The sequence below is a fragment of the Streptomyces sp. NPDC006309 genome (genome assembly GCF_040613095.1).
GTDB lineage: Bacteria > Actinomycetota > Actinomycetes > Streptomycetales > Streptomycetaceae > Streptomyces.
The window spans coordinates 124,230-149,826 of sequence record NZ_JBEXRO010000016.1; the positions used below are offsets into that span (position 1 = coordinate 124,230).

The window sequence follows — 25,597 nt, forward strand, 5'->3', positions numbered from 1 at the left end:
CGCCCCGGTGGTTAGGGGCGCTCCCCGGCACCCCGGGGTTCAGCCGGCCACGTACACGTCCTCGACGTAACGCCCGTCCGCCACCAGGCTGTCCAGCCACCGTTCGGCCGCCGTCGCGTCGGCGCCGGGGGTGCGTTCCCGGTACAGGGTGCGGAAGGCCTCGCGGACGCCGGGGGCCATCCGGGCGCCGTCGCCGCAGACGTACACCCGGGCGCCCGCACAGAGCAGTGCCCAGACCTCGTCGGCCTCGGCGGCGACGCGGTGCTGGACGAAGGCCGCGCCGTTCTCGGGGGCGGCGCTGAAGGCGGGGCGCAGGGAGACGGCGCCGGCGGCCTCGGCGGCCCGCAGTTCACCGGCGTGCAGGAAGTCGGCGTCGGGGGCGTCGCACCCGAAGTAGAGCAACGCCGGGGGCAGTTCGGTCCCGGCGCGGCGCGCTGCCAGGCGGTCGGCGACGACGCCGCGGAACGGGGCGAGTCCGGTGCCCGCGGCGATCAGCACGGCCGGTGCCGAGCCGTGGACCCGGAACGCCTCGCGGCAGGGCTGGACGCGGGCGTACACGGTGTCGCCGGGCCGCAGGGAGGCGAGGTGGTGGGAGCAGGTGCCCCGGTAACGGTCCCGGCCGGGAAGGGTCGCCCCGTCCGCACGTGGCCGGGAGCGGCCGCGGGCGGGGGCGTCCAGGACGGAGACCATGAGGTCCGCGTGGCGGGGGTCGGCCGCGGGGGCGGAGGAGATGGAGTAGGTGCGCGGGCGCAGCGGGGGCAGCAGGTCGAGCAGGAGCGGCCAGTCGACGGCACCGCGCAGGGCGGGGTGGTCCTCGGCGAGTTCCACGAGGGTCCGCGGGTCGTCACCGGGCAGCACGGCGAGGGCGGCCCGCTCGGGCGGGCAGGGGTTGGCCCCGGCGAGCAAAGCCAGCTGGGTGGCCGTGGGCCGGGTCTGCAACTCGACGTGGTGGGTGAGAAGTTGCCGTACGGTCAGCGGCCGGTCCAGGGCGAGGCCGCCCCCGCGCTCGGCTCCGCTCGGGCGGGTGGCCCGGATGTCGAGGACGGCGTCGGCGTCAAGGCCGAACGCGGCGACGGCCCGGTCCACCAGGCCGGGGGCGTTGGCGGGCAGCACGGTCAGGTGGTCGGCGGTGCGGTAGGTGACGCCCTCGGGCAGGGCGATGCGCAGGAACCGTTTGGTGCGCGGGTGTTCCGGCGCGGTGAGGTCGTAGGCCTCGGTGACGGTCATCGGGAGCAGTCCGTGCCGCTCGGCGAGGGCGTCGAGCGGGCCGCCGGTCAGGGTGCGGACCTCGTAGGCGTGGGCGGGCCGTTCGGCCGGGCCGGCCGTGGCACCGGGGTCGCCGTACTCCGTCAGCAGGGCGGTGCGCAGCCGGTCCGTGAACTCCCGTACGGCGCCGTTGAGATCGCCGGAGGCGTCGGCGGCGGCGCGGTCGGTCAGCCGGGTGGCACCGTGCTCGGCGAGGCGGGCGTCGACGCGGGTGGGGACCTGCTGGTAGGTGGCGGCCCAGTTGCGGTCGCCGACGCCGAGGACGGCGTAGGTGACGCCGGTCAGGTCGGGGGTGGCGTCGAGCCACGCGGTGAAGGCTCCGGCGTCGTCGGTGGGTTGGCCGTTGTAGGAGGCGGCGGTGATGACGACGGGCCGGTCCGTGGGCAGTGCGCCGGCGTACGCGTCCAGGGAGGCGACCTCGGTGGTGCAGCCGACGGCGGACGCCTCGCCGGCGAGCCGGGCGGCGAGGTCGCGGCAGGTGCCGTAGTTGCTGCCGTGCAGGAACAGGGCGCGGGTGCCGGGGCGAACCCGGGCCGGCAGGGTGTCCGGGGCCACGGTCCGGGCGGTCCGGGCGGGGACGGTGCCGGGCAGCGGGGCGTGGCGGCGGTCGGCGGGGGTGCGGGGGGTGAGCGTGAGGGTGAACCCCTCGGGCTTGAGGGTGAGGGTCTCCTTCACGTGGAGCCGGTAGCCGGCGTGGTCGTGGAGCCGGTAGCGGTGGACCAGCATGGCGAGCAGCATGGTCGCCTCGTGCAGGGCGAACTGCCGTCCGATGCAGGCGCGTTCGCCGGTGCCGAACGGTTTGAAGGCGTGCACCGGGCGGGCCGCCTCGGCCTCGGGGGTGAACCGCTCGGGGTCGAACCGCTCGGGGTTGTCGCCCCAGACGGGCTGGCGGTGCAGCATCGGGGTGAGCACGGTGACGGCCTGTCCGGCGCGCAGCGGGATCCGGCCGCCGAGCACGGTGTCCTCGCGGGCGTGCCGGCTGAACGCGGCGGCCGTCGGCCACAGCCTGAGCGCTTCGTTGAGGACCTGGCGGGTGTAGGTGAGCCGGCCGATGTCGTCGTACGTCGGCTCGGGGTCGGGTGTGTCGCCCCAGAGGGCGTCGGCCTCGCGCTGGACGAGCCGGAGGACGGCCGGGTGCTCGGCGAGGTGGTGGAGGGCGAAGGACATCGCGCCGGAGGTGGTCTCGTGGCCGGCGATCAGGAAGGTGATGACCTGGTTGCGGATGTTGGCCGGGTCCAGGGTGGTGCCGTCGGCGGGGTGCGGGGCGCTGAGCATCAGCCCGAGGAGGTCCTCGGCGCCGCTCTGGTCGGTGCCGGCGCGGGCGGCGATGACGTCGTCCACGACCCCGGCCAGGTAGCCGGCGTCCCGGCGGAAGGCGGCGTCGGCCGCCGTGTGGTCCTCGCCCGGGGTGCGGGCGAGCCGGGTCATGCTCCACTCCAGGCAGCGGACCATCGACTCCACGAAGGGGTGCGGCTCGGCCCGTTCGAAGGAGCCGAAGTCGTAGCCGAATCCGGCCAGTCCGATGGTGTCGAGGGTCATCCGGGTCATGTCGTCGGGGACGTCGACGGGCTGTCCGGCGCGTGCCGCCCGGTCCCAGGCGTCGATGAGCCGCCGGGCCACCTTCAGCATCACCGGGTGGTAGGTGCGCATCGAGCCGAGCGCGAAGGCGGGCATCAGGATGTCGTGCGCGCGGGCCCAGTTGGGTTCGTCGTTGTACGCCGTGAACAGGCCGTCGGCGGTGAACTCCCGTACGTTCTCCAGGGCGGGGCCGATGTGCTTGGCGAACCGGTCCTCGTCGGCGAGGTCGGCGACCAGGTCCGCGTCGGCGACGAACGTGACGTCGCGGCCGTGCAACCGGCGCACCAGCACCGGCCCGTGGATGCGCATCAGCTCCATGACCTGCTGGATCGGGGTGCGGCCGACGCCGGTCGCGCTGATGTCCACGACGGGGACGCCGGGCAGGGTGCCGGCCGGCTCGGGGTGCGGTGCGGTGGGGGGCATGACGCGGCAACTGCCTTTCAGGGAAGCGGACGTACTGCTTCCAGGGTGGTCGACCCAAGGGCCGCGCCCGTGCCACGGCACTACACGATCGTGCAGTGGAAAGCGTGCGCCGGGACTTGCGCGGGAGGGCCGGACAAGCCCGGGACGCCCGCTCCTGCGGCTCGCGTAGGTTGGCCGTCTCATCCGACACACAGCGACGGGGGTCAGCCCATGCGCAGCGACACCAGGATCCGCCTGATCGAGCCCACCGACGCCGCCCCGATCGCCGCGCACCGGGCGCGGGACTTCGAGGCTTTCCGGCCGTGGGAACCGGCCCAGCCGACCGAATTCTTCACCCCGGAGGGCCAGGCGAAGCGGATCGGGGCGCTGTTGGATGGACACCGAGCCGGTACGGCCTGGCCGGGCGTGGTCCTCGCCGACGACCAGGTGATCGGGCAGGTCACCGTCGGAGGCATCCTGCCGCAGCCGCATCTGCGCCGTGGCTCCGTCGGATACTGGATCGCGAGCGTCGCCCAGAACCAGGGGCACGCCGGGCGCGCCGTCGCACTCGCACTCCAGGTGATGACGGACGAACTCGGGTTGCACCGCGCCGAGGCATCCACCCATCTGGAGAATCTGCCGTCCCAGCGGGTGCTGCGCCGCAACGGGTTCAGCCCGTACGGTGTCGCGCACTCCTCGATCTTTCTCGACGGAAGCTGGCGGGACGGGCTGCTGTGGGAGCGGATTCTCGGCGACTGACTGATCGGCAGGCCCTGACGGAGGTCAGCTCGTCTTTCGCAGCGGATGCGGAGTCGTTCGAACTGGTGAAGCCGGGCGAAGGCGGCGGTAGAAGCACCTGCACAACCCGCGAGCCCGCCTGACTCCGACCACGAGAACGACAGCGCTTCGGCGGATCAGCGCCGTCGAGCGCGCTCAGTCGGACGATGTGACCGAGGACCACCTGCCGAACCACTGCTCGGCGCCATAGGCCTCGAACCGCTCCACCTCGATGAACCCCAGCTTCGCCGCGAGGCGCATCGAGCGGACGTTTGCGGTCTGGGTGGCAAGCACCACTGGTTCGCCGGGAAGCGCGCCGGCGAACCAGCCGAGTGCCGCAGCGCACGCCTCGGCGGCGTACCCGTGTCCCCACGCCCGCGGCAGGAACAGGTAGCCCAGTTCGACTTTCCCGGCAGCCTGACGAAGGTTCCCCGTGTCTTTGGTGAGCGTGATCTGGCCGATCATCGCCCCGTCGAGATCGACCATGAAACGGCCGGGGCGCCGGCTGGGTACCCGGGGCATCGCACGCTCGAGCTCGTCACGCGGTCGAGGGCCACCGAGATAGACGCCCACCTCTGGTGAGGCAAACAGCTCGATGACCGCCGCACGGTCCCGGGCCTCGGGCTCACGGAGCACGAGTCTCTCGGTCCTGATCGGAGCAGGCGGCCAGGCGATGGGTCCGAGCTCGGTCATGCCGGTCAGCTAATCAGCAGGCCTGGCAGCGATCAAGATTCACGGGACGCCGGACTCCGTCCGGTCCCGCAGCGCTGGGCCGTCACATCGGAGCAGCCCGCACTCACGCACCCCGGACACCCTGCCGTTCGCCGGTGCGGAGCGGGTGCGACGCTGATGGCCGTACCGTCGAGTTGCCCCTGACCTGCCTCTTCCTCTTTGATGGCGGGCGGCCGGCGGACCGGGAGGTGCGATGGAGGCGGGACGGGCCGACGCGGTGGTGTGGCGCAACCGCGCGCTGACCCTGTTCGACCGGGTGTCGCTCCCGGTGGCGGTGTGCGACGTGCACGGCCGTGTGGTGCTGGCGAACCCGGCGATGGCCGCGGAGTGCGGTACGACCCCGGGGCGGCTGCGCGGCCGGGAGGTGCTGGAGCTGTTCCGGCCGCAGGAGACCACCCAGGTGGAGCGGATCGCCGAGGCGCTGCGGCTGCGCCACCGCTCCCGCTACCAGGTGTCGGTGTGCTGGCGGGCGCCCGGCGGGGCCGAGCGGTGCGGTGAGCTGACCGCGGACCCGGTGAGCGACAGCGTGGCTGAGACACCGGCGCTGCTGGTGATGCTGCGGGCGCGGGGTGAGTGCCCCGCACCGGGGCCGACGGCCGGGCCGGTGGTCAGCACGGTGGAGCGGCGGGTGCTGGCGCTGCTGGCGAGCGGCGCCACCACCGCCCGCGCCGCCCGGGAACTGGGCCTGAGCAGGGACGGCGTCACCTATCACCTGCGCCGCCTGTCGGCACGGTGGGGCGCTGCCAACCGCACCGAACTGGTCGCCCGCGCCTACGCCTTGGGCGTGCTCGCCCCGGGAGTGTGGCCACCCGGGGCGGAGGCGGAGGCGGAGTAGGCGACGGGAACGGCGGCGGCAGCGGAAATCCATTGGCCCGCCGTCCCGGAGGCTGCCTACGCTGACCCGTGAACCTAGACCCCTTAGGTTCACCGCACCGAATCCGGAGGACTCCCCCATGCGACCCGTCACCGAGCCGGACATCCGCGACTCGTTCATCAACTGCTCCAAGGGGGAGGCCAAGCGGCTGGCGGTCCCGCGTGATCTCGGTGAACGGCCCTGGGCCGACCTGGACTTCCTCGGCTGGCGTGATCCCGGGGCCCCCGACCGCAGCTTTCTGGTGACCGAGCGAGACGGCCGGCTCATCGGCGTCACCCTGCGCTACCCCGCCTCGCAGCGCGGTTTCCTGCACCGCAGTATGTGCTCGCTGTGCCTGACCACGCATCCCGGCGGCGGGGTGTCGCTGATGACCGCGCGGAAGGCGGGGACGGCGGGCCGGGAGGGCAACTCGGTCGGGCTGTACATGTGCACGGACCTGGCGTGTCCGCTGTACGTGCGCGGCAAGAAGGTCCCGGATTCCGGCGCCCGGTTCGAGGAGAGCCTGACCGTGGAGGAACAGATCGCCCGTATGACGGGCAACCTGTCGGCGTTCCTCGACAAGCTGTACGCCTGACCCGGGCCGGAGGCCCCGAGTCTGCGTCCCACCACGGGAACGGGGCGAGGAAACCAGCGGCCTCTCGGGGTGGCCGGCTCCCGCGGCGTCAGGAGTGGCCGGCTCCCGCGGCCTCACGCGGTGGCCGACCGGCGGTGCCTCACGCGGGGCCTCACCCGGGGCCTCACGCGTTCGTCGACTCACGGGCGCGCCACCGGGCCGCCTCCACCCGGTGAAGATGGATCAGCACGTCGTGGCTGCGGGCGCGAGCGACGGCGGGGGGCGCCGGGACGCCCGGTGCCGATGCAGTGCGTCGGCCGGCCCGTCGTCAGCCACCCGCGCGCGGGGATCGGAGCGTACGCAGGTCGAGCAGGCCGGCCAGCCGGGTGCGCTGGGCGTACGGCGTCCGCAGGTACTGCTCGATGTTCCGGCCCGTCGGCACCGTGGGCCGCGGCCCCCGGTGAAGCGCGGCTGGACGTGCGGATGCCTGCCGCGGGTCGCCCGTGCCGTGCACCACGTAGTCGTCCAGGCGCCGTGCGGTGGTCCAGGGCGCCTCCAGGGCGAAGGTGCAAAAGCGGTTCTCCTCGACCAGATGGCGGAACACCCGGTTCTGGAGGGCGGAGAAGTCGTGGGAGCCGTGCGTGGCCTCGCCGAGCCCCCAGCACCCGGGCGTCACCGGCCATCCTGTCCAGGGCGCGCAGGTCACCGCCGGGGCCGCCCAGGGGCCGCCCTGTTCGAACGTGCCCAGCGGTGGGCGGCCCGGCCGAGGGCGGCGACCACCGGGCCCTGCGGGGAGGGTGTGGCGGAGGCCGCATGCGGTTCGGCCGCGGGACCGGCTCGTTCCTCACCCTGCTCACCGCCCTGACCACCGGCATGCCATGGGGTAGCCACCGTTCCGGAGGCCGGGCGAGCCCACGGCCGGGACCGTCCCGCAGGGGCGACGAGGGCCCGTGACCACACCTGAAACTTTGCGGTCATGAACGGTCGGTGAAACGATCATGTTCGATGTGCCCGATGAACGGGAACAGGCCAAGGGATGCTCGACGTACGGAAGTGGATCACAGGACTGCTGCGACTGGTGCGACGCCACCGGGAGCCGGTGGTCGTCCAGACGCTGCGGTCGGCGACGGCCGCGACGATCGCCTACGTCATCGCGCTCCGGCTGAGCCCCGAACCGGCCCCGCTCACCGCGCCGCTGACCGCCCTGCTGGTCGTCCAGGTGACCTTCTACGCCACCCTGACCAACGGCATCCGCCGGGTGAACGCGGTGGTCGCGGGCGTGCTGGTGGCCATCGCCTTCAGCGTGCTGGTCGGCCTGACCTGGTGGAGCCTGGCGCTGCTGATCGTGGCCGCGCTGGGCGTGGGACATCTGGTGCGCGTCGACGAGTACGTGGCCGAGGTGGCGATCAGCGCCATGCTGGTGCTCGGGGTGACCACGGTCGGCTTCACCGCGTGGGCGCGGATCGTGGAGACGCTGATCGGCGCGGTCGTCGGCACGGCCTGCAACCTGCTGCTGCCGCCGCCCGTCTGGGTGGACGAGGCCGGCCGGTCGATCGAGGACCTGGCGCGCCGGGTGCGGCAGCTGATGCTGCGCATGGGTGAGGAGGCCGCGGGCCGGACGCCCTGGGAGCAGGCGGCCGAGCGGCTGCACGAGGCACGCCGGCTCGACCACGACATCGTGCAGGTCGACGCGGCGCTGCGGCAGGCGGAGGACAGTCTGCGGCTCAATCCGCGCGTCAAGGAGGGGCTGCTGCACCGGGTGGTGCTGCGCACCGGTCTGGACACGCTGGAGATCTGCACGGTCGTGCTGCGGGTGCTGGCCCGCTCGTTCACCGACCTGGCGAAGGCCCGCGCGTCCGAGGAGCTGTTCCCGCCGCGGGTGGGAGCCACCGTGGAACAGCTGCTGTCGGAGATCGCCGACGCGGTGGTCAGTTTCGCCGTGCTGGTGACCACCCATCTGAGCGAGAACGCCGAGTCGGCGGAGAGCCGCCTGACCGCCGAGCTGCACACCGCGGCCGGCACCCGGGACCGGCTGGGCGAGCTGCTCCAGGAGGAGGTCCGCAAGGACTGGGAGCACTGGCAGCTGCTGGGCGCCGTACTGACCGAGACGACCCGCATCATCGACGAGCTGAACACCGAGCACCGCACCCGCCGGCTCCTGGAGGAGCTGGACCGGGTCTCCCGGGGGCAGCGGACCAGGCTGCCCCGGATGTCCCGGCTGCGCGAGCGGCTCGGGGTCCAGGAGGAGCTGTGGCGGAACCGCGCGGGGTTCAGCGAACGTTCTGGGTGAGAGGGCGCCGGACGGGCCGGCGCGCGGAGCGAGGGGCGGGCGCATGACCGGTTCAGGGGTCCGGATCGACGGGAACACCGTACGGCTGCCGGGCGGGGTCGCGGTGCGGTTCGTGCGCACGCTGCGGCTGCCGGAGACGGGCACGCATCCGCTGCCGCCGGGGCTGGGCGAGTTCCCCGTCCGGCGGGTGGCCGACTACGCCGACCGGGTGCCGGAGGAGTGGCGGACGCGCGGGGGCGTGATGCTGCCGGTGTATCTGCGGGAGGCGATGTGGCTGAGTTTCGCCGGTACGACGGAACCGGCCGCCCTCCAGGTCGGCGCGGGCAAGGTGTGCGCGGTGTCCGGGGAGCGGTGGAGCGACCGGCTGGTCCGGCGCCCGCAGAACTACCTGGTGCTGCCACGCCAGCCCTGGCTGGACGGCATCAACTCCGGCAAGGGCACCGTCCGCCAGTTCGTGGCCGTGCCCCTCGGGCTGGGCGCGACGGTCGAGGGCCAGGTCACCGGCGAGGAGGTGTGGGGCGGCATCCAGCTCCGGTCGTTCCCGCTCCGCGACGACGTCCTCGCGCAGTGGCGGCGCCGGGAGGAGCGGGAACGGCTGGAGCGGGAGCGGACGGTCGGCGGGCCCGGCGGGTACGGCGGCTTCGGCGTGACCGGCGGGTACGGCGCGGCCCCGCCGCCCATGGTGGGGGGAGCCCCCGGGGCGGCGGGCCCGATGATGGCGTCCGCGCCGGGGAGTGCCGTGCCGCCGGGCGGTGCCGTACCGCCGGCTCCGGGCGCCGCCCCGCGGCGCGCCGCGGCCATGGGTCTGGGCGTCGGCGGTTCGATGCGGCAGGAGGTCTACCAGGACGACCGGCCGCTCACGGACTGGTCCGAGGAGCCGGCCGGGCGGGTGTTCGTGCATCTGGTCACGCCCCCGGAATGGCGCCGGATCACCGGTGAGGCGCCGCCGCCGTCACCGGTGGACCGGGCGGCGTACACGCGGGCGGGCCTGCCCTGGTACGACTACTACGACGCGGACGCCGAGGACCTCGCCCCCACGGACACCCTGGGGGCGGTGAAGCCGGTCGGCGACTGGCTCGGCACCGATCCGGACCCGTGGCAGCCCCCGTCCCCCGGCCAGGTGACCCCCCTGAAGGACGCCCCGGGCAAGCCGGTGGAGGACGGCGAGTGGTGACCGCCGGGCGCCGGCTGTGGGGCAGCGGCCGGGCCGTCCCCACAACCGGCACCCGCGTTGCATATGACGCAACACCTGTTGCCGGGCTTGCCCTTGAGGGCGGGCGCGGGCCAAGGTGGCTGTCACGAGCGGGGCGACCGACGACCTGAGGTGCGGCATGGACACGGAGGCACGGGCGGCACGACGGGGTTCCCCCCTGGTCCGGGACGGCGCGGAGCGCCGTGGCGGCTGGAGCAGGCGTCGGTTCGTCGGGGCCGTGGCGGGCACGGCGGCCGTGGTGGCGGTGCCCTCCCCGGCGGCGCCGCCGGCGGACGACCGGACCGCCGCCCACCAGCGGGCCGCCGCCGCGGCGCCCCGCGAACCGTCCGGCCCGCGCCCGCTGTACGTGGGCACCTACACCTCCGCCGAGGGCGGTGGCGGTGGCACCGGCATCGCCCTCGCGTCGTACGACCCGGAGTCGGGCCGGATCACCGGCTCGGGCACGCTCACCGGGGTCCCCGACCCGTCGTACCTCGCCGTGCACCCGGACGGCCGCACGCTGTACGCGGTGGACGAGCGGCAGGACGGCGGCGTCACGGCCGTACGCCTCCAGGACCGGCAGGTGCTCGGCACCCGGAGCACGGGCGGCGCGGGCCCCTGCCATCTGTCGGTGCATCCCACCGGCCGCTGGCTGCTCAGCGCCGACTACGGTTCGGGGAGTGTGGCCGTACACCCGGTCGACGCCTCGGGCGCCCTGGGCGGGCGGACCGCTCTGGTCACGCACTCCTCCCCGCAGCCGGGCCCCGGCCAGACGGGCCCGCACGCGCACCAGTTCCTCACGAGTCCGGACGGCGGGCACGTCCTCGCCGTCGACCTCGGCACCGACACCGTCTACACCTACCGCCTCGACCTGGCGAGGGGCACGCTCACGGAGGTGGCGCAGGCGCACACCCGGCCCGGCGCGGGGCCGCGCCACCTGACGTTCCACCCCGGCGGCCGGTACGCCTACCTGGCCAACGAGGTGGACGACACGATCGCCGTGTGCGCCTACGACCCGGGGTCGGGCCGGCTGAGCGTCGGCGAGCCGCAGCCGACGGGCGCCGACGGCGGCACCAACTACCCGGCGCAGATCCTGGTGACGGCGAACGGCCGGTACGCGTTCCTCGCCAACCGTGGCCACAACAGCCTCGCCCGGTACGCCGTCGAGGACGACGGGGCCCGGCTGCGGCTGCTCGGCACGGTGCCGGTGGGCGGGGACTTCCCCCGGCAGATCGCGTTCTCCCCGGACGGCCGGCTGCTGTTCGCGGCGAACCAGCGCTCCGGCACGGTCACCGTCTTCCACGTCGACGCGGACGGCGGCGGTCTGCGCTCCGCGGGCGCGCCGTTCGCCTCACCCGTCGCCGTCTGCGCGCTGCCGCTGTAGCGCGCGGGGGCAGGCGGCGGCGCTCGCCCGGGCGAGCAGGACGTGCATGCGTTCGGCGAGCTGGGCGACGTCGCCGGCGGGCGCGTGGAAGGGCAGCCGTACGTCGCCGTGGGCGCGGTGGCGCTCGATGCGCAGGGTCAGTCCGTGCCGGTCGACGGCGAGGGGCGCCACCCGCGTCGCCGCGTGCAGGCTCTCGGGCCGCACCAGGCGGGTGAGGCGCTCGACGGCGTCCGGGTGGGCGTCGGCGAGGTGGGTGAGCAGGCGGGGTTCGGCCTCGGTGAGAGGGTCGGGCCGGGCCGCGGCGAACTCGTCCGGGGCGACGACCACGGGCCCGCAGGACTGCCGGAGCACCACCCGGGTGGGCCGGAAGAGGAGGGTGCCCGCGCGGGGGGTGAGCCGGCCGGAGAGGTGGAGCCGGGCGCGGATGCGGTCGCGCACCGGGACGGGGGCCACGTCGGCGAACTCCAGCAGGGCCGCGGGTTCCTGGCGGGGGACGCGCAGGGCCGCCGCGAACAGGGCGCTGTCGTCGGGCACCGCCAGCAGCACCGTGCCGTCGTCGGTCACGGTGTGCGCGCCGGCGTACTCCTCGCGGACGCCGTCCGCGGTCACCGCGCACGTCCACGCTGCGACGGGCACGGAGCGGGCCCGTTCCGCGGCACCGGGTGCGGCCGTCCAGTCCTGCGTGTCACCCATCCCCAACCTCCAATTAGGTAAGCCTCGCCTAACTTACCGGAGATCGAGGCGCACGCCAACCACGACGCGTCCCTACCGCGGACAGGGAGTTACGCGAGGACGCCCAGCAGGGCGCGGGCGCACAGGTCGCGCACCTGCTCCCGGGTCGGCTCCCCCTCGCCGCGCAGCCATTCGAGACAGACGGCGGTGGTGAAGGCGAGCCAGCCGCGCACCGCCAGCCGCACCTGCGGCCCGGCCTCGCGCACCGGTCCGAACTCGGGATCGGCGGCGAGCGCGGCCAGGATCTGCTTCTCCTGCGCGGCGAGGGCCTGCCGGTACACGCGGCGTACGGCCTGGTCGCCGGCCGCGTCGGCACGGTGGAAGGCGCGGAAGCCGTGGGCGTGGGCCTCCACGTAGCCGAGGTAGGTGTCGAGGCCGGCGGTGAGCTGCTCACGCACCGGCACGCCGGGCACGGCCGCCGTCATGCGCAGCATGCGGGCGCTCTCCCGCTCCACGACCGCCGTGAAGAAGTCCCGCTTGTTCGGGAAGTAGTGATACAGCAGCCCGCGGGACACCCCGGCGATCTCGGCGACCCGCTCGATCCGCACCTCGTCGTAGGGGCTCTCCGAGAACAGCCTCGCGCCGACCGACAGCAGCTGCTCACGGCGCTCCTCTGTGCTGAGTCTGCGCCGGGCGCGTTCCCCCTGGTTCGCGGGCATGGCGTCACTTTACTTGACGCCGATTCAACAAGGGGACCACACTGGGACCGTTATTGAACTCACGTACAACACGCGCGCGTCACAGTTTCGACCATCCGCTGGATCAAGGGAGATCGCGTCATGGCGGAGACGACGGAGACCGGGCTGCCGAAGGGTTTCCGGAGCGCCGAGCAGGGCTGGCCCGAGCTGCACCGCATACCGCATCCGCCGCGCCGCCTGCCGCTGCTCGGCGATGTCCTCGGCGTGGACCGGCGCCGGCCGCTCCAGGACTCGATGCGCTTCGCGCGCGAGCTGGGTCCCGTCTTCCGGCGGCGGGTCTTCGGCAAGGAGTTCGTGTTCGTGTGGGGGGCGCGGCTCGTCGCCGACCTCGCCGACGAGGCCCGGTTCGCCAAGCACGTCGGCCTCGGGGTCGCCAATCTGCGGCCGGTGGCCGGCGACGGCCTGTTCACCGCCTACAACCACGAGCCCAACTGGCAGCTGGCGCACGACGTCCTGGCACCCGGCTTCGGCCGCGAGGCCATGGAGGGCTACCACGGCATGATGCTGGCCGTCGCCGGGCGGCTCACCGACCACTGGGACCGGCAGCTCGCGGCCGGGCGCACGGTGGACGCCCCCGGCGACATGACCCGGCTGACCCTGGAGACGATCGCGCGGACCGGTTTCGGGCACGACTTCGGCTCCTTCGAGCGGGACCGGCCGCACCCCTTCGTCACGGCCATGGTCGGCACCCTCAGCCACGCACAGCGGCTGAACAGCGTGCCCGGGCCGCTGGCTCCGCTGCTGCTGCGCGCCGCCACCCGGCGCAACGCGGCCGACATGGCCTACCTCGACCGCACGGTCGACGCCCTGGTCGCCGCCCGCCGCCGGTCCGGGGGCGGTGAGGGAGACCTGCTGGACCGCATGCTCGCGACCGCGCACCCGGTGACCGGGGAGAAGCTGTCCGCCGAGAACGTCCGCCGGCAGGTGATCACCTTCCTGGTCGCGGGCCACGAGACCACCTCGGGCGCGCTCTCCTTCGCCCTGTACTACCTCGCCCGGCACCCCGAGGTCGCCGCCCGGGCCCGCGCCGAGGTCGACCGCGTCTGGGGTGACGCCGCCCGGCCGCGCTACGACCAGGTGGCGAAGCTGCGCTACGTCCGCCGGGTGCTGGACGAGTCGCTGCGGCTGTGGCCGACCGCGCCGGCCTTCGCCCGGGAGGCCCGCCAGGACACCGTCCTCGCCGGGGAGCACCCCATGCGCCGGGGCGCGTGGGCCCTGGTGCTGACGCCGATGCTGCACCGCGAACCTCAGGTGTGGGGCGAGGACGCCGAACGGTTCGACCCGGACCGCTTCGAGGCCGCCGCCGTACGGACCCGGCCGCCGCACACCTTCAAGCCGTTCGGCACCGGGGCGCGTGCCTGCATCGGCCGCCAGTTCGCCCTGCACGAGGCGACCCTCGTCCTCGGCCTGCTGCTGCGCCGCTACGACCTGCGCATCGACCCCGGCTACCGGCTGAGCGTGGCCGAGCGCCTGACCCTGATGCCGGAGGGGCTGCGGATGCGGCTGGAACGGCGGCACCCGGCGCCCGGGTCCGCGCGATCCGCAGGGGGTTCGGCGCAGTCGCCCGGGGACCCGCCCGGGGTGGAGGCCCGCTGTCCGGTCGCCGGGGCCCCGGTGCCGGTCACGGCTGACGAGGGCCCCGGATCAGGCGGCCGGTGCCCAGTGCGCGGGACGGGTGACTGACCCGGGCAGACGCGTGCCGGCGCTGCCCCGGGCCGCGTTGACCTGCGGCTGGGTGAGGAAGAAGGCCCCGGTGAGGTCCGCGTCGGTCAGGTCGGCGTCGCGCAGATCGGCGCCGATCATGTCGGCGGTGCGCAGGTCCGCGCCGGTGAGGTCGGCGGCGATGAGGACGGCGCCGCGCAGACTGGCCCCGCGCAGGTCGGCGCCCCTGAGCCGGGCGCCGATGAGGTCCGCGCCCCGCCGGTCCCTGCCCTTGCCCTTGCCCTTCCCCTTGGTCCTCGGACCGGCGTCGGCCCGTACCAGCTCGCTGGTGCGCAGCAGCAGGGCGTTGATCTCCTGCCGGTGTGCGGCCACGTCCAGCGCGGCCAGTTCCTCGGGGGTCTGCCGGGTGAGCCGGTCGGTCTTCTCCAGGGCCCGGCGCAGCGCGGGGTGGACGGGGCCGGCGGCGGGCAGGCCGAGCGCCTCGGTCAGGTACCACAGCAGTTCGTGCAGCTGCCGTACGACCGGGAACGCGTCGAACATCCGGTGGGCGTGCTCCGGGGAGCCGCTGCGCCAGTCCTGCCCGCCGAAGGTGACCTGGGAGACCTTCTGCCCGGCACCGAAGCAGTCGTAGACCGTGCAGCCGGTGAAGCCTCGCGGGCGCAGCTCGGCGTGGACACCGCAGCGGTGGTCCCCGCCGAGGTTCGGGCAGGGTCTGCCCGCCGGTTTGTCCAGCGCGAAGTCGGCGGAACGGGCGAAGGGCAGGGCGACGCAGCACAGCCCGAAACAGTGTGCGCAGTCTCCGCGCAGCTCCGGAAGACCGGCTATCTGGTCCGACATGACGACCAGCCTACTGACCTGCACAGCCGCCCTGTCCGCCGCCGCTCACCGCGCGCCCCGAGCGGTCCGGCGCCGCGGGGCGCACAGCGACGGCGAGGCGCGGCGCGTAAGGGGCTATCGGAGGCGCTGGGCGAGTGCCTTGACGAGGTCGGTCCGCGCGACCCGGAGCGCGAAGTGCTCCGGGGAGCCGGCGGCCGGGCGGGCGTACCAGGGCAGGGCCCGGCGTCGCCACTTGGCGGGGGGAAGGTCCGCGGGGAGCGCGGGCAGCGGTACGGCCCACGGTCCCAGCCTGAGTTCGCCCGACCAGACACCGGCCGGGAGCGTGCCGACGGGCACGGTGGCGTGGAACTTCCCGGTACCGGAGGTCCGCCGGACCGGGAACTCGGCGGTCGCGCCGCTGTCGTTCGTCAGCGCCAGTACGAGGGCGTCCGGCGGGTACTCGGCCAGCTCGCAGCGTCCGCCGAAGCGCAGCGCGGGAGGCGTCTCGTCGCTCCACCGGATGGCGTCGTCGAGGCGGAGAAGGGGCGTCACCCGGTGTTTGGTCTCGCCGAGATCGAGCGTGAAGTTGCCGTAGGGCCTGGTGGTGTAGAGGGTGACGGCGCGCAGCCCCTCCGGGGTGGCGAGCACCCGTGTGGTGGCCGCGCCGCAGACGCCTTCGGCACGCTTGCTGCCGATGCGGACCTCCTTGGTGAGCCCCTGGGCGCCGACCGCGAGGGAGATGTCCCACAGTCCGTCGGCCAGCGGCTTGCCGTCGGCGGCGGTGGCGAGGTCGACGGTGGCCTCGAACCCGGCGAGGTCGTAGCCGTACCGGCCCTCGTCGTCCTGGGCGCCGAGCCCGGGGGTGGCCGTGTGCGTGACGGGCAGCCGGTACTCGGTGCCGCTGTCGCGCTCCCGCAGGACCAGCGCGGTGGTGACGTCGCGGGTCTCCACGCGGTGGACGTAGCCGTGGCCGGCCAGGTGGAGCGTGCCGCCGTCCATTCCGGCACGGGTGACGTGGTGGCGGATGCCCAGCTGGGCGGTGACGTCGTAGCAGAGGTCGGGGACCGCCCGGGCGGGATCACGCAGGAACGGGTAGCGGGCGAGGGCCCTGCCGCCGTCGACGAGGACGGGGGTGGCGACCTCGGACCGGGCGAGCTCCTTCTCGAACTCCACGAGTTCCAGCAGTTCGTCGAGCATGCGGTGGCGTACGAGGTGCAGCCGCAGCCGGGCCATGGCCGAGAGCCGTCCGTTCAGCCCCTCGTGCCACAACGGCTCGATAACTCCGGCGAGTTGGTCGAGCGTCTTCTCCTGGGTCTCCCGGGGCTCGAAGACCAGCTGGTCGGCGACCATCTGCTGGACCTCGACGGTCAGATGCCGGTGTGCCAGGTGATCGCGGCCGGGGCCCGGCGGCACGTTGTCCAGGATCAGGTCGACCATGCGGGGCAGGAACCGGAGCCGGAGCCCGGAGCCCTTGAGCCGGCGGGTGATGTTGCCCTCGTCCTCGCGCAGCACCCAGTACAGGCAGTCGTAGTCGGCGACCACGGAGACACCGGAGGCGTGCAGATAGGCGGCGCCGACGAACAGCTGGTCCTCGCCGATCGCCAGGTCGGTGGGGAAACGCAGCCCGAGCCGCTCCAGCAGGTCCCGCCGGAACAGCTTCATCGGGTTCAGCGTCCAGTACACGCGGGACGAGAAGACGTCCGTGCGCGGCTGGTTCCGCCGGAACATCGACGTGGGCGCCCCGCGTCCGCCGACACCCACCATCTTGCCGAGCACGACGTCGGTGCCGTTCTCCTCGGCCATCGCCACCATGCGCTCGAGTGCCTCCGGGCCGAGGTGGTCGTCGGCGTCGAGGAAGAACACGAACGTGCCGGTGGCGTGGTCGAGTCCGGTGTTGCGCGGTACGGACGGGCCGCCCGAGTTCGCCTGGTGGAAGACGCGCAGCAGGCCCGGGTAGCGGGTGTTGAGGCGGTCCAGCTCGGCGGCGGTGCCGTCCGTCGAGCCGTCGTCGACGACGATGACCTCGAGCCGGTCCCGGCCGATGCTCTGCTCGGCCACCGAGGTGACGCAACGCGTCAGATACGGCATCGCGTTGTACGCGGCGATGATGACCGAAACGGTGACGCCGGACATGGGAACGCGCTCCATATTCACTGCTCAGCGAAAGCTTCCGGGTTTCTGTGAACCTACCACGCACCGAAATAGGCACTGATTAGTTGCATCATGAAATAACTGCCGGGACGGCTCCGGGCACATACCCGCTTTCACGCGCGCCATTCCCGCGGAGAGGCGCCCTGCGGGCGCCGGTCCGCGTCACGCCTCGTCGCGGGCGAGGGACAGCAGCCGGTCCAGGACGTGCGGGGCGCCCGCGCGCAGGCCGTCGTGCTCGTACTCGTTGGTGACCCAGGGGCGCAGACCGCGGATCGCGTCGGCCGTCTCCAGCGAGTGCGCCGTGTCGACGTACATGTCGTCGTGGTAGACGGCGGCGGCGGCCGGGACCTCGTTGGCGGCGAGGCGGGCGGGGTCGTACAGCGGGCGCCAGTCGGTGCGGGCGGCGAGCAGCTCGGCGGTCTCGCGCAGCGGACGCAGCGCCGGGTCGGTGTCGAACATCCAGGGGTGGACCGTCTCGCCGGTGAAGAGGACGGGCGCGTCGCCGGCGAGTGCCTTGGCCGCGTCGAACTGCGGGAACTCCGCGCGGACGCGTTCGGCGGCCCAGGCGGTGGGGCGGGCGTCCTGGCCGTAGACCGCCTCGTGGACGAGGGCGTACAGGGGGTGGCCGGCGTACGACAGCAGGGCCCGCGCCTGCTCCTGGAAGGCGTCGGACAGCTCGAGGCCCGCCGGGATACGCACGAAGGCGTCCTCCAGGAGGTGGTGCAGACGGTGGCTGCCGTCGCTCGCGCCGAGCATCAGGCCCAGGGACTGGAAGGCCTCCACGGTGAGGCGGTAGCCGCCCGGCAGGACCACGTCGTGGCCGAGGAGGTGGTCGGCGATCCGGCGGGCGCGCTCGACGTCCTGCGGGTAGCGGGCGTAGTGCGCGGTCACCTTGCGTTCGACGCGCGGGTAGGCGGCCCGGTAGACGTCGTCGGCGTGGGCGTGCAGGGAGGGCAGGCCGCCCGTGATGATCGCGGTGTCGATGCCCTCGGGGGCCAGCGAGAGGTACGTCACCGTGCAGAAGCCGCCGAAGCTCTGGCCGAGCACGGTCCAGGGGGCGCCGCCGGTGACCTGGGGGCGGATGGCCTCGCAGTCGCGGACGATCGAGTCGGCGCGGAAGCGGGCGAGGTGATCGGCCTGCTCGGCGGGGCCGCCGCGCAGCGGCAGCGTCTGCCGGGTGGCGGGCGCGGAGCGGCCGGTGCCGCGCTGGTCGAGCAGGAGGACGCGGTACTCCTCCAGCGCCCGGCCGAGCCAGGCCTGCCGCCCGACGAAACGATTCGCCCCGAAGCCGGGGCCGCCCTGGAGGTAGAGCATCCAGGGCAGCTCCTGCCCGGCCTTGTCACTGGCCACCACCTCGCGGGCGTACAGCTCGATGGTCTCGCCGTCCGGGTCGGCGTGGTCGAGGGGCACCGTGAAGTGACGGTCGGTGAGGACGACACCGGGCTGGCGGTAGCTGAGGCTCAACAGGTCTCCCGGGACGGATGGGACGGACACGTCCCAGTTCAGCACACGAGCGCGCCGGAGCCGACCCCCGGGATCACGCTTCGTCACTGAACCACCGGTCAGCGCGGGTCGGCGTGCGGGCAGGCTGAGCGGCGCGCCACCAGCTCCGCCTGGAGCACCACCCGCCGGTGCTCGTGGGCCCGCTTCCCCTCGCCCTGCCCTCGCTCACCGGCGGGCCGTGCGGAAGACACGGCGGCCGGCCATCCGTGGAGGTGGTGCCCCTCGGCGGCGGCACCCGCAGACGCGTCGCTGTGCCGGCTGACGGCCGACACCCGCGGACTGCCGGTGGTGGCCGGACCGGCCGGGGCGGCGGCCCTCGGCAACGTCCTCGTTCAGGCCCGCGCACACGGGCTCTCCGGTGGCATCCCGCGCTGCGCCGGCCGGTCGTCCGCACCCAGTCGCTCACCCGGTACACGCCTGCGGCGGTACCAGCCCGTGGTGGGGGCTCGACCCACCGGACGGTGCGCCGCGCCGCGACCCCCGACGGCGCACTACCCTGCATGCGTCCGACGACCGTCACCGAGGAGCCGCGATGCGTGTCGCCCTGTTCCTGACCTGTGTCAACGACACGCTGTATCCGGACACCGGGCGGGCCGTGGTGAGGCTGCTGACCAGACTCGGCGTCGAGGTCGACTTCCCGGGCGGCCAGACGTGCTGCGGACAGGCCCACTACAACACCGGCTACCGGCACCAGGCCGAGCCGCTGGCCCGGCACTTCGCCGAGGTGTTCGGCGGGTACGAGGCGATCGTGACCCCGTCGGGGTCCTGCGGGGCGATGGTGCGGGAGCTGTACCCGCGGCTGGGTGAGCGGGCGCGGGCCGAGGGGCGCGGGGACGCGCTGGCGCGGACGCTGGCGCCGGTGGTGCCGAGGACGTACGAGCTGACGGAGTTCCTGGTGGACGTGCTCGGGGTGACGGACGTCGGGGCGTACTACCCGCACAAGGTCACCTACCATCCCACCTGCCACGGCCTGCGCGGCCTCGGGCTCGGCGACCGGCCCCGACGGCTGCTGGCGGCCGTCCGGGGGCTGGAGCTGGCCGAGCTGCCCGGTGCCGAGGAGTGCTGCGGCTTCGGCGGCACGTTCGCGGTGAAGAACGCCGAGGTGTCGGCCGCGATGGGCGCGGACAAGGTGCGCAACGCCGAGTCGACGGGCGCGGAGGTGCTGTGCGCGGCCGACAACTCCTGTCTGATGCACATCGGCGGCATGATGAGCCGACTGGGCACCGGCCTGCGACCGGTGCACCTCGCGGAGATCCTGGCGAGCACGGAGGAGGAACCGGCGGTATGAGCGGAACATTCGTCGGCATGCCCGCGTTCCCGGAGGCCGCGCACCGGGCCGTGCACGATCCCGTCCTGCGCGCGAACCTGCGGCACGCCACACACACCATCCGGGCCAAACGCGCCAGGGCGGTGGGCGAGTTGTCCGACTGGGCGGAGCTGCGGGAGGCGGGCCGCCGGATCAAGGACCACACGCTGCGCCATCTCGACCGCTATCTCGAGCAGTTGGAGGAGTCGGTCACCGCCGCCGGGGGCACGGTCCACTGGGCGGCCGACGCCGGGGAGGCCAACGCCATCGTCACCCGGCTGGTGAAGGAGACCGGTGAGTCGGAGGTCGTCAAGGTCAAGTCGATGGCCACGCAGGAGATCGGGCTGAACGAGGCGCTGGAGGCGGAGGGCATCCGTGCCTACGAGACCGATCTCGCCGAGCTGATCGTGCAGTTGGGCAGGGACCGGCCGTCCCACATCCTGGTGCCGGCGATCCACCGCAACCGGGGGGAGATCCGGGACATCTTCGTCCGCGAGATGGGCGCGTGGGGCCGCCCGGCGCCGGCGGGCCTGACCGACACCCCCGCCGAACTCGCCGAAGCCGCCCGGCTGCATCTGCGGGAGAAGTTCCTGCGCGCCAAAGTGGGCGTCTCCGGTGCCAACTTCATGGTCGCCGAGACCGGCACCCTCGTCGTGGTGGAGTCCGAGGGCAACGGCCGGATGTGCCTGACCCTGCCCGAGACGCTGATCTCGGTCGTCGGCATCGAGAAGACCGTGCCCACCTGGCGGGACCTGGAGGTCTTTCTCCAGACGCTGCCCCGCTCCTCCACCGCCGAACGCATGAACCCGTACACGAGCATGTGGACCGGCACCACCGACGGGGACGGGCCGCGCACCTTCCACCTGGTGCTCCTCGACAACGGCCGCACCGACACCCTCGCCGACCGGGTCGGCCGCCAAGCGCTGGCCTGCATCCGCTGCTCGGCCTGCCTGAACGTCTGCCCGGTGTACGAGCGGGCGGGCGGCCACGCCTACGGCTCGGTGTATCCCGGCCCGATCGGCGCCATCCTCAGCCCGCAACTGCGGGGCACGGGCAGCGACATCGACGCCTCTTTGCCGTACGCCTCGTCGCTGTGCGGCGCCTGCTACGAGGTGTGCCCGGTCGCCATCGACATCCCCGAGGTACTGGTGCATCTGCGGGAACGGGTCGTGGAGGGCGGGCCGGCAACGCGGCAGGGCAACAAGGTCGTCCTCAGGCCCGCCCGGGGACACGCGGCCGAGCGGGCGGCCATGCGGGCCGCGGGCTGGGCCCTCGCCCGCCCCGGCGCCCTGCGCACCGGCCAGCGGCTCGCCTCCCGCACCCGCCGGCTGCATCCCCGTACCCTGCCCGGCCCGGGGAGGGCGTGGAGCGGCACCCGGGACCTGCCTGCCGTACCGGCCGAGCCCTTCCGGGACTGGTGGCAGCGCACCCGCGGCGGAAAGGACGGCGCCGAGTGAACAGCAGGGAACGGATCCTGGGCCGGGTGCGGCGGGCCCTCGCCGACGTGCCGCCGGACGAGCGGCCGTACGAGGAGGCCGTGGCCCGGCGCTACCTGCGTGAGCACGGGCGGCGGACCGTCGAGCGGACGGTGGAGCTGCTCGCGGAGAACCTGGCCGACTACCGGGCGACCGTGCACCGCTGCGACGCCGAGGAGCTGCCGCACCTCGTGTCGCGGCTGCTGGCGGAGCGCGGCGCGCGGGAGGTGCTGGTGCCGCCGGGGCTGCCACCCAAGTGGCTGTCGGCCGCCGGCGCCGCACGGATCCCCGACCGGGCGGTGAGCACACCGCACCGGCTGGACCGGGTGGACAGCGTGGTGACGGGGTGTGCCGTGGCGATCGCCGAGACCGGCACGATCGTTCTCGACGGCTCCCCGGACCAGGGCCGGCGCCGCATCTCGCTCATCCCCGACCACCACATCTGTGTCGTCCGCGTCCCCGGCCAGGTCGTCTCCTCCGTGCCGCAGGCCCTCGAACGCCTGGTCCCCACCCGCCCGTCGACCTGGATCTCCGGCCCCTCGGCCACCAGTGACATCGAACTGGACCGGGTGGAGGGCGTGCACGGCCCGCGGACGCTGGAAGTGGTGCTGCTGAGCTGACCGGGCACGGCGCCGGCCGGAGCGGTCCTCGGCCGTCCGCCGGTCGGAGCACGGTGGGGGGAGGTGTCCGGCGCCCTGCCGTAGCGTGAGGGAATGATCCGGTTCGAGCAGGTCGGCAAGCGGTATCCGGACGGTACGACGGCCGTGGACGACCTCTCCTTCGAGGTGTCCGAGGGGGAGCTCGTCACCCTGGTCGGCCCGTCCGGGTGCGGCAAGACGACGACCATGATGATGGTGAACCGGCTCATCGAGCCGACCTCCGGCCGGATCTTCGTGGCCGGCGACGACATCGCGACCGTCGACCCGGTGCGGCTGCGCCGCCGTATCGGCTACGTCATCCAGCAGGTCGGGCTCTTCCCGCACCGCACGGTCCTGGACAACACGGCGACCGTGCCCGCGCTGCTCGGCTGGAAGCGGGCGAAGGCGCGGGCGCGGGCGGCCGAACTGCTGGATCTGGTGGGCCTCGACCCGCGGACGTACGGGTCCCGCTACCCGGAGCAGCTGTCCGGCGGGCAGCGGCAGCGGGTGGGCGTGGCGCGGGCCCTGGCCGCGGATCCGCCGGTGCTGCTGATGGACGAGCCGTTCGGCGCGGTCGACCCGGTGGTGCGCGAGCAGTTGCAGGACGAGTTCCTGCGGATGCAGGCCGCCGTGCGCAAGACGGTGCTGCTGGTCACCCACGACATCGAGGAGGCCGTCCGGCTCGGCGACCGGATCGCCGTGTACGGGCAGGGCCGTATCGAGCAGTTCGACACGCCGGGCGCGGTGCTCGGGGCGCCCGCGTCGCCGTACGTCGCCGGGTTCGTGGGCGCGGACCGCGGGCTGAAGCGGCTTTCGGTCACCGCGATCGAACGGGACGACCTGGAGCAGCCGCCGGTGGCTCGCCTGGACGAGCCCGCCGACCGGGCGCTGGAGCGGCTGCGGGCCGAGGGCGCGCGCTGGGCGGTCGTCCTGGACGCGGGCGGTGACCTGCACGGCTGGGTCGGCATCGGGGAGCTGGCGGCGGGCGGCACGGTCGCGGCCCTGGCCCACCGGATGACCGCTTGGGTGCCGGTGGGCGCGCCGCTGAAGCAGGCGTTCGGGGTGATGCTCCAGTACGACGCCGGGTGGGTGGCCGTGCTGGACGGGGCGCGGTTCCTCGGCGTGCTGACGCCGGCGCGGCTGCACGAGGCGCTGCGCCGCTCGGTGGACGCGGACGCCCGCGGGGTGGCGCGCGGGCAGGTGCCGTTCGACTCGGTGGCGGACGCCTGAGCCGGGCTGTCCGCAGCAGCCCCTTGCCCTTCAGGTAGGCGCGGGCCACGTCGGCCGGCAACCGGCGCCAGCTGTCGACCTGCCGGTTCAGGCCGGCCAGGTCACCGGTGGTGAGGACTCCGTTCAGCGCTTCGAGGACCTTCGTCACACCGGCACCGCCCGCGCGGGAGCGGTTGACGACGGGGACGATCAGGTCGGCGTTCTGGAGGTGTCTGTCGTCGGCGAGCAGGACGAGGCCGAAGGAGTCCAGGGTGGCGTCGGTGGTGGTGGTCAGCACCATCTGGTCCCGGCCGTCCTGCACGGCCCGCTTGGCCTGGGTGGTGCCGACCCCCTTGGGATCGACTCCGGTGACGTGGATCCCGTACACCTTTCTCAGGCCGGGGGCGCAGTACGGCCGCTGGACGCACTCGTCCCCGGCGGCGAGCCGCACGCCCAGCCGCGAGGCACCCAGGTCGCTGAGGGTGCGCAGGCCGTGCCGGCGGGCGTAGGAGGCGCTCACGGCGAAGGCGTTCTGGTCGACGGCCCGGCCGGGCGGGAGCACGGTGAGGCCGCGGGGCGCGGCGAGGGCGCGCAGGGCCCGCAGGGTGGTGGCGGGGTCGGGTGAGCCGGCCGGTGGCGCGCCGGCGCCGCGGGTCCTCGCGGCGAGCCAGTCGGCGAAGGTGGCCGCGTACTCGGGCACCACGTCGATCCGGCCCGACTCCAGGGCGGGTTCGTACAGTTCGCGGTTGGCGACGGTGAGCAGGGACGTGCGGTAGCCGGCCTGGTTCAGCAGCTGCGCGTACATCTGGGCGAGCAGGTCGCTCTCGGTGAAGCCGGCGGAGCCGATCACCAGGTGACGGCGGTCGCCGGGCGGCGCGGTGACCTGGCCGCGCTTCTCCAGGGGCGGGCCGGTGGAGCAGGCGCTCAGGAGGAGCAGGGCGAGGGCGGCGAGCGCCGTGCGGGCTGTCATCGGCCGCCCCGGACCCACGGCGGCGCCAGCCGTCCGGCGATCTCGAAGACGCCCTCGACGAGGAGGGCGAACACCGCGACGAGCAGGGCGCCCGCCACGACCTGGGGTGTGCTGGCGAGACTGAAGCCGGCCGTGATGATCCGGCCGAGGCCGCCGCCGCCCGCGAGCGCGGCGATCGTGGCGGTGGCGACGAGCTGGACGGCGGCGATCCGCACCCCGTTCAGGATCATGGGGAGGGCCAGGGGCAGTTCCACGCGGAACAGCAGCTGGCGGCCGGTCATCCCCATTCCCCGCGCGGCTCGCACCACGCTCCGGTCGACCTCGCGCATGCCGACGTAGGCGTTGGTGAGCAGCGGCGGCGCGGCGAACAGGACGAGGGCCACCACCGTGGGGCCCTCGCCCCACCGGCCGACCGGGGTCAGGAGGAGCAGCACCAGGACGGCGAAGGTGGGCACGGCCCGGCCGGCGTTGGCGAGGTTGACGGCGAGCGCGCCGCCCTTGCCGAGGTGGCCGAGGACGAGGGCGACGGGCAGCGCGATCAGGCAGCTGACGAGCAGGCAGACGACGGTGAGCAGCAGGTGCTGGAGCAGCCGGTGCCGGATGCCGTCGTCGCCCGACCAGTGCGCGGGGTCGGTGAGCCAGTCCCAGGTGGCGGTGAGGGTGTTCACGCGGGGGCCGTCCGTGTCCCGGCCGGGCTCATGCGCGGCCGGCCCGGGTCCAGGGAGTGATCAGCCACTGCACACCGAGCAGGAGCAGGTCGGCGGCGACGGCGATCAGCACGCACAGGACGGACGCGGTGAGCACCTGGGCCTTGAAGTAGGTGTTCATGCCCGCGTAGAGGAGGTTGCCGAGACCTCCGAAGCCCACGATCGCGCCGACCGTGACCAGGGAGACCGCCGAGACGGTGGCGATGCGCAGGCCGGCCATGGCGGCGGGCAGCGCGAGGGGCAGTTCGACGGTGAGGAGCAGGCGCAGGGGGCCGTAGCCGAGGCCGCGCGCGGCCTGCCGGGTCTCCTCCGGGACCGCGCGCAGGCCCGCGAGGATGTTCCGTACGAGCAGGGTGAGCGAGTACAGCACGAGCCCGGCGACGACGAGGGCGGACGACAGGCCGTAGAGGGGCAGGAGCAGGGAGAACATGGCCAGCGACGGGATCGTGTAGAGCACCGTCGTGACGGCGAGGACCGGGCCGGCCGCCCAGCCCCGGCGGCGGGCCAGGAGCGCGAGCGGCAGGGCGACGGCCACGGCGATGAGGACGGACAGCGCGGTCAGCCGCAGATGCTGGAGCACCGCGTCGAGGAGGATCTGGCGGCGGGTGGTCAGATAGAGGCCGCAGATCCACTCGTTGCGTGTGAGGCAGTCGTCCGGGGGCGCGGTCACGGGTCCATTGGA

Annotated in this window: 22 protein-coding genes and 2 pseudogenes; 12 read left to right on the forward strand and 12 right to left on the reverse strand. The window is 74.0% G+C overall.

Going from position 1 to position 25,597, the window contains the following annotated elements:
• Positions 1 to 39: 39 nt before the first annotated feature.
• Positions 40 to 3,267: a cytochrome P450 gene (locus tag ABZ117_RS21430; RefSeq protein ID WP_356822988.1), complete on the reverse strand. Its 3,228-nt coding sequence runs from the start codon at positions 3,265 to 3,267 to the stop codon at positions 40 to 42.
• 210 nt (positions 3,268 to 3,477) lie between these two features.
• On the opposite strand from ABZ117_RS21430, the gene ABZ117_RS21435 reads away from it, so the two are divergent.
• Complete coding sequence (locus tag ABZ117_RS21435; RefSeq protein ID WP_356822989.1) at positions 3,478 to 4,005, forward strand: GNAT family protein; 528 nt, start codon at positions 3,478 to 3,480, stop codon at positions 4,003 to 4,005.
• A gap of 174 nt (positions 4,006 to 4,179) precedes the next feature.
• Here ABZ117_RS21435 and ABZ117_RS21440 read toward each other — a convergent pair whose 3' ends face one another.
• Positions 4,180 to 4,716 carry a GNAT family N-acetyltransferase gene (locus ABZ117_RS21440; protein ID WP_356822991.1) on the reverse strand — a complete coding sequence of 179 codons (537 nt, stop codon included), beginning with the start codon at positions 4,714 to 4,716 and terminating at the stop codon, positions 4,180 to 4,182.
• A 232-nt stretch (positions 4,717 to 4,948) separates the two neighbouring features.
• Here ABZ117_RS21440 and ABZ117_RS21445 point away from each other — a divergent pair, with 232 nt between their 5' ends.
• Positions 4,949 to 5,590 (forward strand): PAS domain-containing protein, encoded by a 642-nt coding sequence (locus tag ABZ117_RS21445; RefSeq protein WP_356822993.1) that lies wholly within the window; start codon positions 4,949 to 4,951, stop codon positions 5,588 to 5,590.
• A gap of 118 nt (positions 5,591 to 5,708) precedes the next feature.
• Positions 5,709 to 6,203, forward strand: coding sequence for an FBP domain-containing protein (locus ABZ117_RS21450; protein WP_356822995.1), 495 nt, complete (start codon positions 5,709 to 5,711; stop codon positions 6,201 to 6,203).
• A 307-nt stretch (positions 6,204 to 6,510) separates the two neighbouring features.
• Here ABZ117_RS21450 and ABZ117_RS21455 read toward each other — a convergent pair whose 3' ends face one another.
• Complete coding sequence (locus tag ABZ117_RS21455) at positions 6,511 to 6,858, reverse strand: erythromycin esterase family protein (protein WP_356822997.1); 348 nt, start codon at positions 6,856 to 6,858, stop codon at positions 6,511 to 6,513.
• 360 nt (positions 6,859 to 7,218) lie between these two features.
• Between ABZ117_RS21455 and ABZ117_RS21460 the strand changes: the two genes are divergently transcribed.
• The 3 genes from ABZ117_RS21460 (at position 7,219) to ABZ117_RS21470 (ending at position 11,048) form a co-directional block, all read left to right on the forward strand.
• Complete coding sequence (locus tag ABZ117_RS21460) at positions 7,219 to 8,472, forward strand: aromatic acid exporter family protein (protein ID WP_356822998.1); 1,254 nt, start codon at positions 7,219 to 7,221, stop codon at positions 8,470 to 8,472.
• Between the two features lie 43 nt (positions 8,473 to 8,515).
• On the forward strand, positions 8,516 to 9,646 hold the full coding sequence (locus ABZ117_RS21465) for a hypothetical protein (RefSeq protein WP_356823000.1): 1,131 nt from the start codon (positions 8,516 to 8,518) through the stop codon (positions 9,644 to 9,646).
• A 157-nt stretch (positions 9,647 to 9,803) separates the two neighbouring features.
• The gene (locus tag ABZ117_RS21470) at positions 9,804 to 11,048 is read left to right on the forward strand and encodes a lactonase family protein (RefSeq protein ID WP_356823002.1); all 1,245 of its coding nucleotides are present in this window, start codon (positions 9,804 to 9,806) and stop codon (positions 11,046 to 11,048) included.
• Here ABZ117_RS21470 and ABZ117_RS21475 read toward each other — a convergent pair.
• Both ABZ117_RS21475 and ABZ117_RS21480 read right to left on the reverse strand, forming a co-directional pair.
• On the reverse strand, positions 11,016 to 11,741 hold the full coding sequence (locus ABZ117_RS21475) for a DUF2470 domain-containing protein (protein WP_356823003.1): 726 nt from the start codon (positions 11,739 to 11,741) through the stop codon (positions 11,016 to 11,018). The genes ABZ117_RS21470 and ABZ117_RS21475 overlap by 33 nt on opposite strands.
• Before the next feature lie 89 nt (positions 11,742 to 11,830).
• Positions 11,831 to 12,439, reverse strand: coding sequence for a TetR/AcrR family transcriptional regulator (locus tag ABZ117_RS21480; protein ID WP_356823005.1), 609 nt, complete (start codon positions 12,437 to 12,439; stop codon positions 11,831 to 11,833).
• A 120-nt stretch (positions 12,440 to 12,559) separates the two neighbouring features.
• Here ABZ117_RS21480 and ABZ117_RS21485 point away from each other — a divergent pair, with 120 nt between their 5' ends.
• Positions 12,560 to 14,161: a cytochrome P450 gene (locus ABZ117_RS21485; RefSeq protein ID WP_356823007.1), complete on the forward strand. Its 1,602-nt coding sequence runs from the start codon at positions 12,560 to 12,562 to the stop codon at positions 14,159 to 14,161.
• Here the strand turns inward: ABZ117_RS21485 and ABZ117_RS21490 are convergent.
• The 4 genes from ABZ117_RS21490 to ABZ117_RS21505 form a co-directional block, all read right to left on the reverse strand.
• On the reverse strand, positions 14,123 to 14,977 hold the full coding sequence (locus tag ABZ117_RS21490; RefSeq protein WP_356823009.1) for a pentapeptide repeat-containing protein: 855 nt from the start codon (positions 14,975 to 14,977) through the stop codon (positions 14,123 to 14,125). The two genes, ABZ117_RS21485 and ABZ117_RS21490, sit on opposite strands and share 39 nt — an antisense overlap.
• Positions 14,978 to 15,091: 114 nt before the next feature.
• On the reverse strand, positions 15,092 to 17,089 hold the full coding sequence (locus tag ABZ117_RS21495; RefSeq protein WP_356823011.1) for a glycosyltransferase family 2 protein: 1,998 nt from the start codon (positions 17,087 to 17,089) through the stop codon (positions 15,092 to 15,094).
• Positions 17,090 to 17,269: 180 nt separating this feature from the next.
• Entirely contained in the window at positions 17,270 to 18,571 is a 1,302-nt protein-coding gene (locus ABZ117_RS21500) for an alpha/beta fold hydrolase (protein ID WP_356823013.1), read from the reverse strand.
• Between the two features lie 98 nt (positions 18,572 to 18,669).
• Positions 18,670 to 18,801, reverse strand: a complete 132-nt coding sequence (locus ABZ117_RS21505; RefSeq protein WP_356823067.1) for a hypothetical protein — start codon at positions 18,799 to 18,801, stop codon at positions 18,670 to 18,672.
• Between ABZ117_RS21505 and ABZ117_RS21510 the strand changes: the two are divergent.
• The 5 genes and pseudogenes from ABZ117_RS21510 to ABZ117_RS21530 form a co-directional block, all read left to right on the forward strand.
• Positions 18,768 to 19,164: pseudogene (locus ABZ117_RS21510) on the forward strand (FGGY-family carbohydrate kinase); the annotation flags it as partial. The gene ABZ117_RS21505 and the pseudogene ABZ117_RS21510 overlap by 34 nt on opposite strands.
• Positions 19,143 to 19,898, forward strand: coding sequence for a (Fe-S)-binding protein (locus ABZ117_RS21515; RefSeq protein WP_356823015.1), 756 nt, complete (start codon positions 19,143 to 19,145; stop codon positions 19,896 to 19,898). The pseudogene ABZ117_RS21510 and the gene ABZ117_RS21515, both read left to right, overlap by 22 nt.
• Positions 19,895 to 21,373: a LutB/LldF family L-lactate oxidation iron-sulfur protein gene (locus tag ABZ117_RS21520; protein ID WP_356823017.1), complete on the forward strand. Its 1,479-nt coding sequence runs from the start codon at positions 19,895 to 19,897 to the stop codon at positions 21,371 to 21,373. Before ABZ117_RS21515 ends, ABZ117_RS21520 begins: the two co-directional genes overlap by 4 nt.
• Positions 21,370 to 22,011, forward strand: a complete 642-nt coding sequence (locus ABZ117_RS21525) for an LUD domain-containing protein (protein WP_356823019.1) — start codon at positions 21,370 to 21,372, stop codon at positions 22,009 to 22,011. The genes ABZ117_RS21520 and ABZ117_RS21525 overlap by 4 nt, the downstream gene beginning before the upstream one ends.
• 93 nt (positions 22,012 to 22,104) lie before the next feature.
• Positions 22,105 to 23,259: a betaine/proline/choline family ABC transporter ATP-binding protein gene (locus ABZ117_RS21530; RefSeq protein WP_356823021.1), complete on the forward strand. Its 1,155-nt coding sequence runs from the start codon at positions 22,105 to 22,107 to the stop codon at positions 23,257 to 23,259.
• A 10-nt stretch (positions 23,260 to 23,269) separates the two neighbouring features.
• Here the strand turns inward: ABZ117_RS21530 and ABZ117_RS21535 are convergent.
• From ABZ117_RS21535 to ABZ117_RS21545, 3 genes and pseudogenes are all read right to left on the reverse strand, one after another.
• Positions 23,270 to 24,208, reverse strand: a pseudogene (locus ABZ117_RS21535) (ABC transporter substrate-binding protein); the annotation flags it as partial.
• Positions 24,205 to 24,876: an ABC transporter permease gene (locus tag ABZ117_RS21540; RefSeq protein ID WP_356823023.1), complete on the reverse strand. Its 672-nt coding sequence runs from the start codon at positions 24,874 to 24,876 to the stop codon at positions 24,205 to 24,207. The gene ABZ117_RS21540 and the pseudogene ABZ117_RS21535, both read right to left, overlap by 4 nt.
• A 28-nt stretch (positions 24,877 to 24,904) precedes the next feature.
• Entirely contained in the window at positions 24,905 to 25,585 is a 681-nt protein-coding gene (locus ABZ117_RS21545) for an ABC transporter permease (protein ID WP_356823025.1), read from the reverse strand.
• Positions 25,586 to 25,597 lie beyond the last annotated feature (12 nt).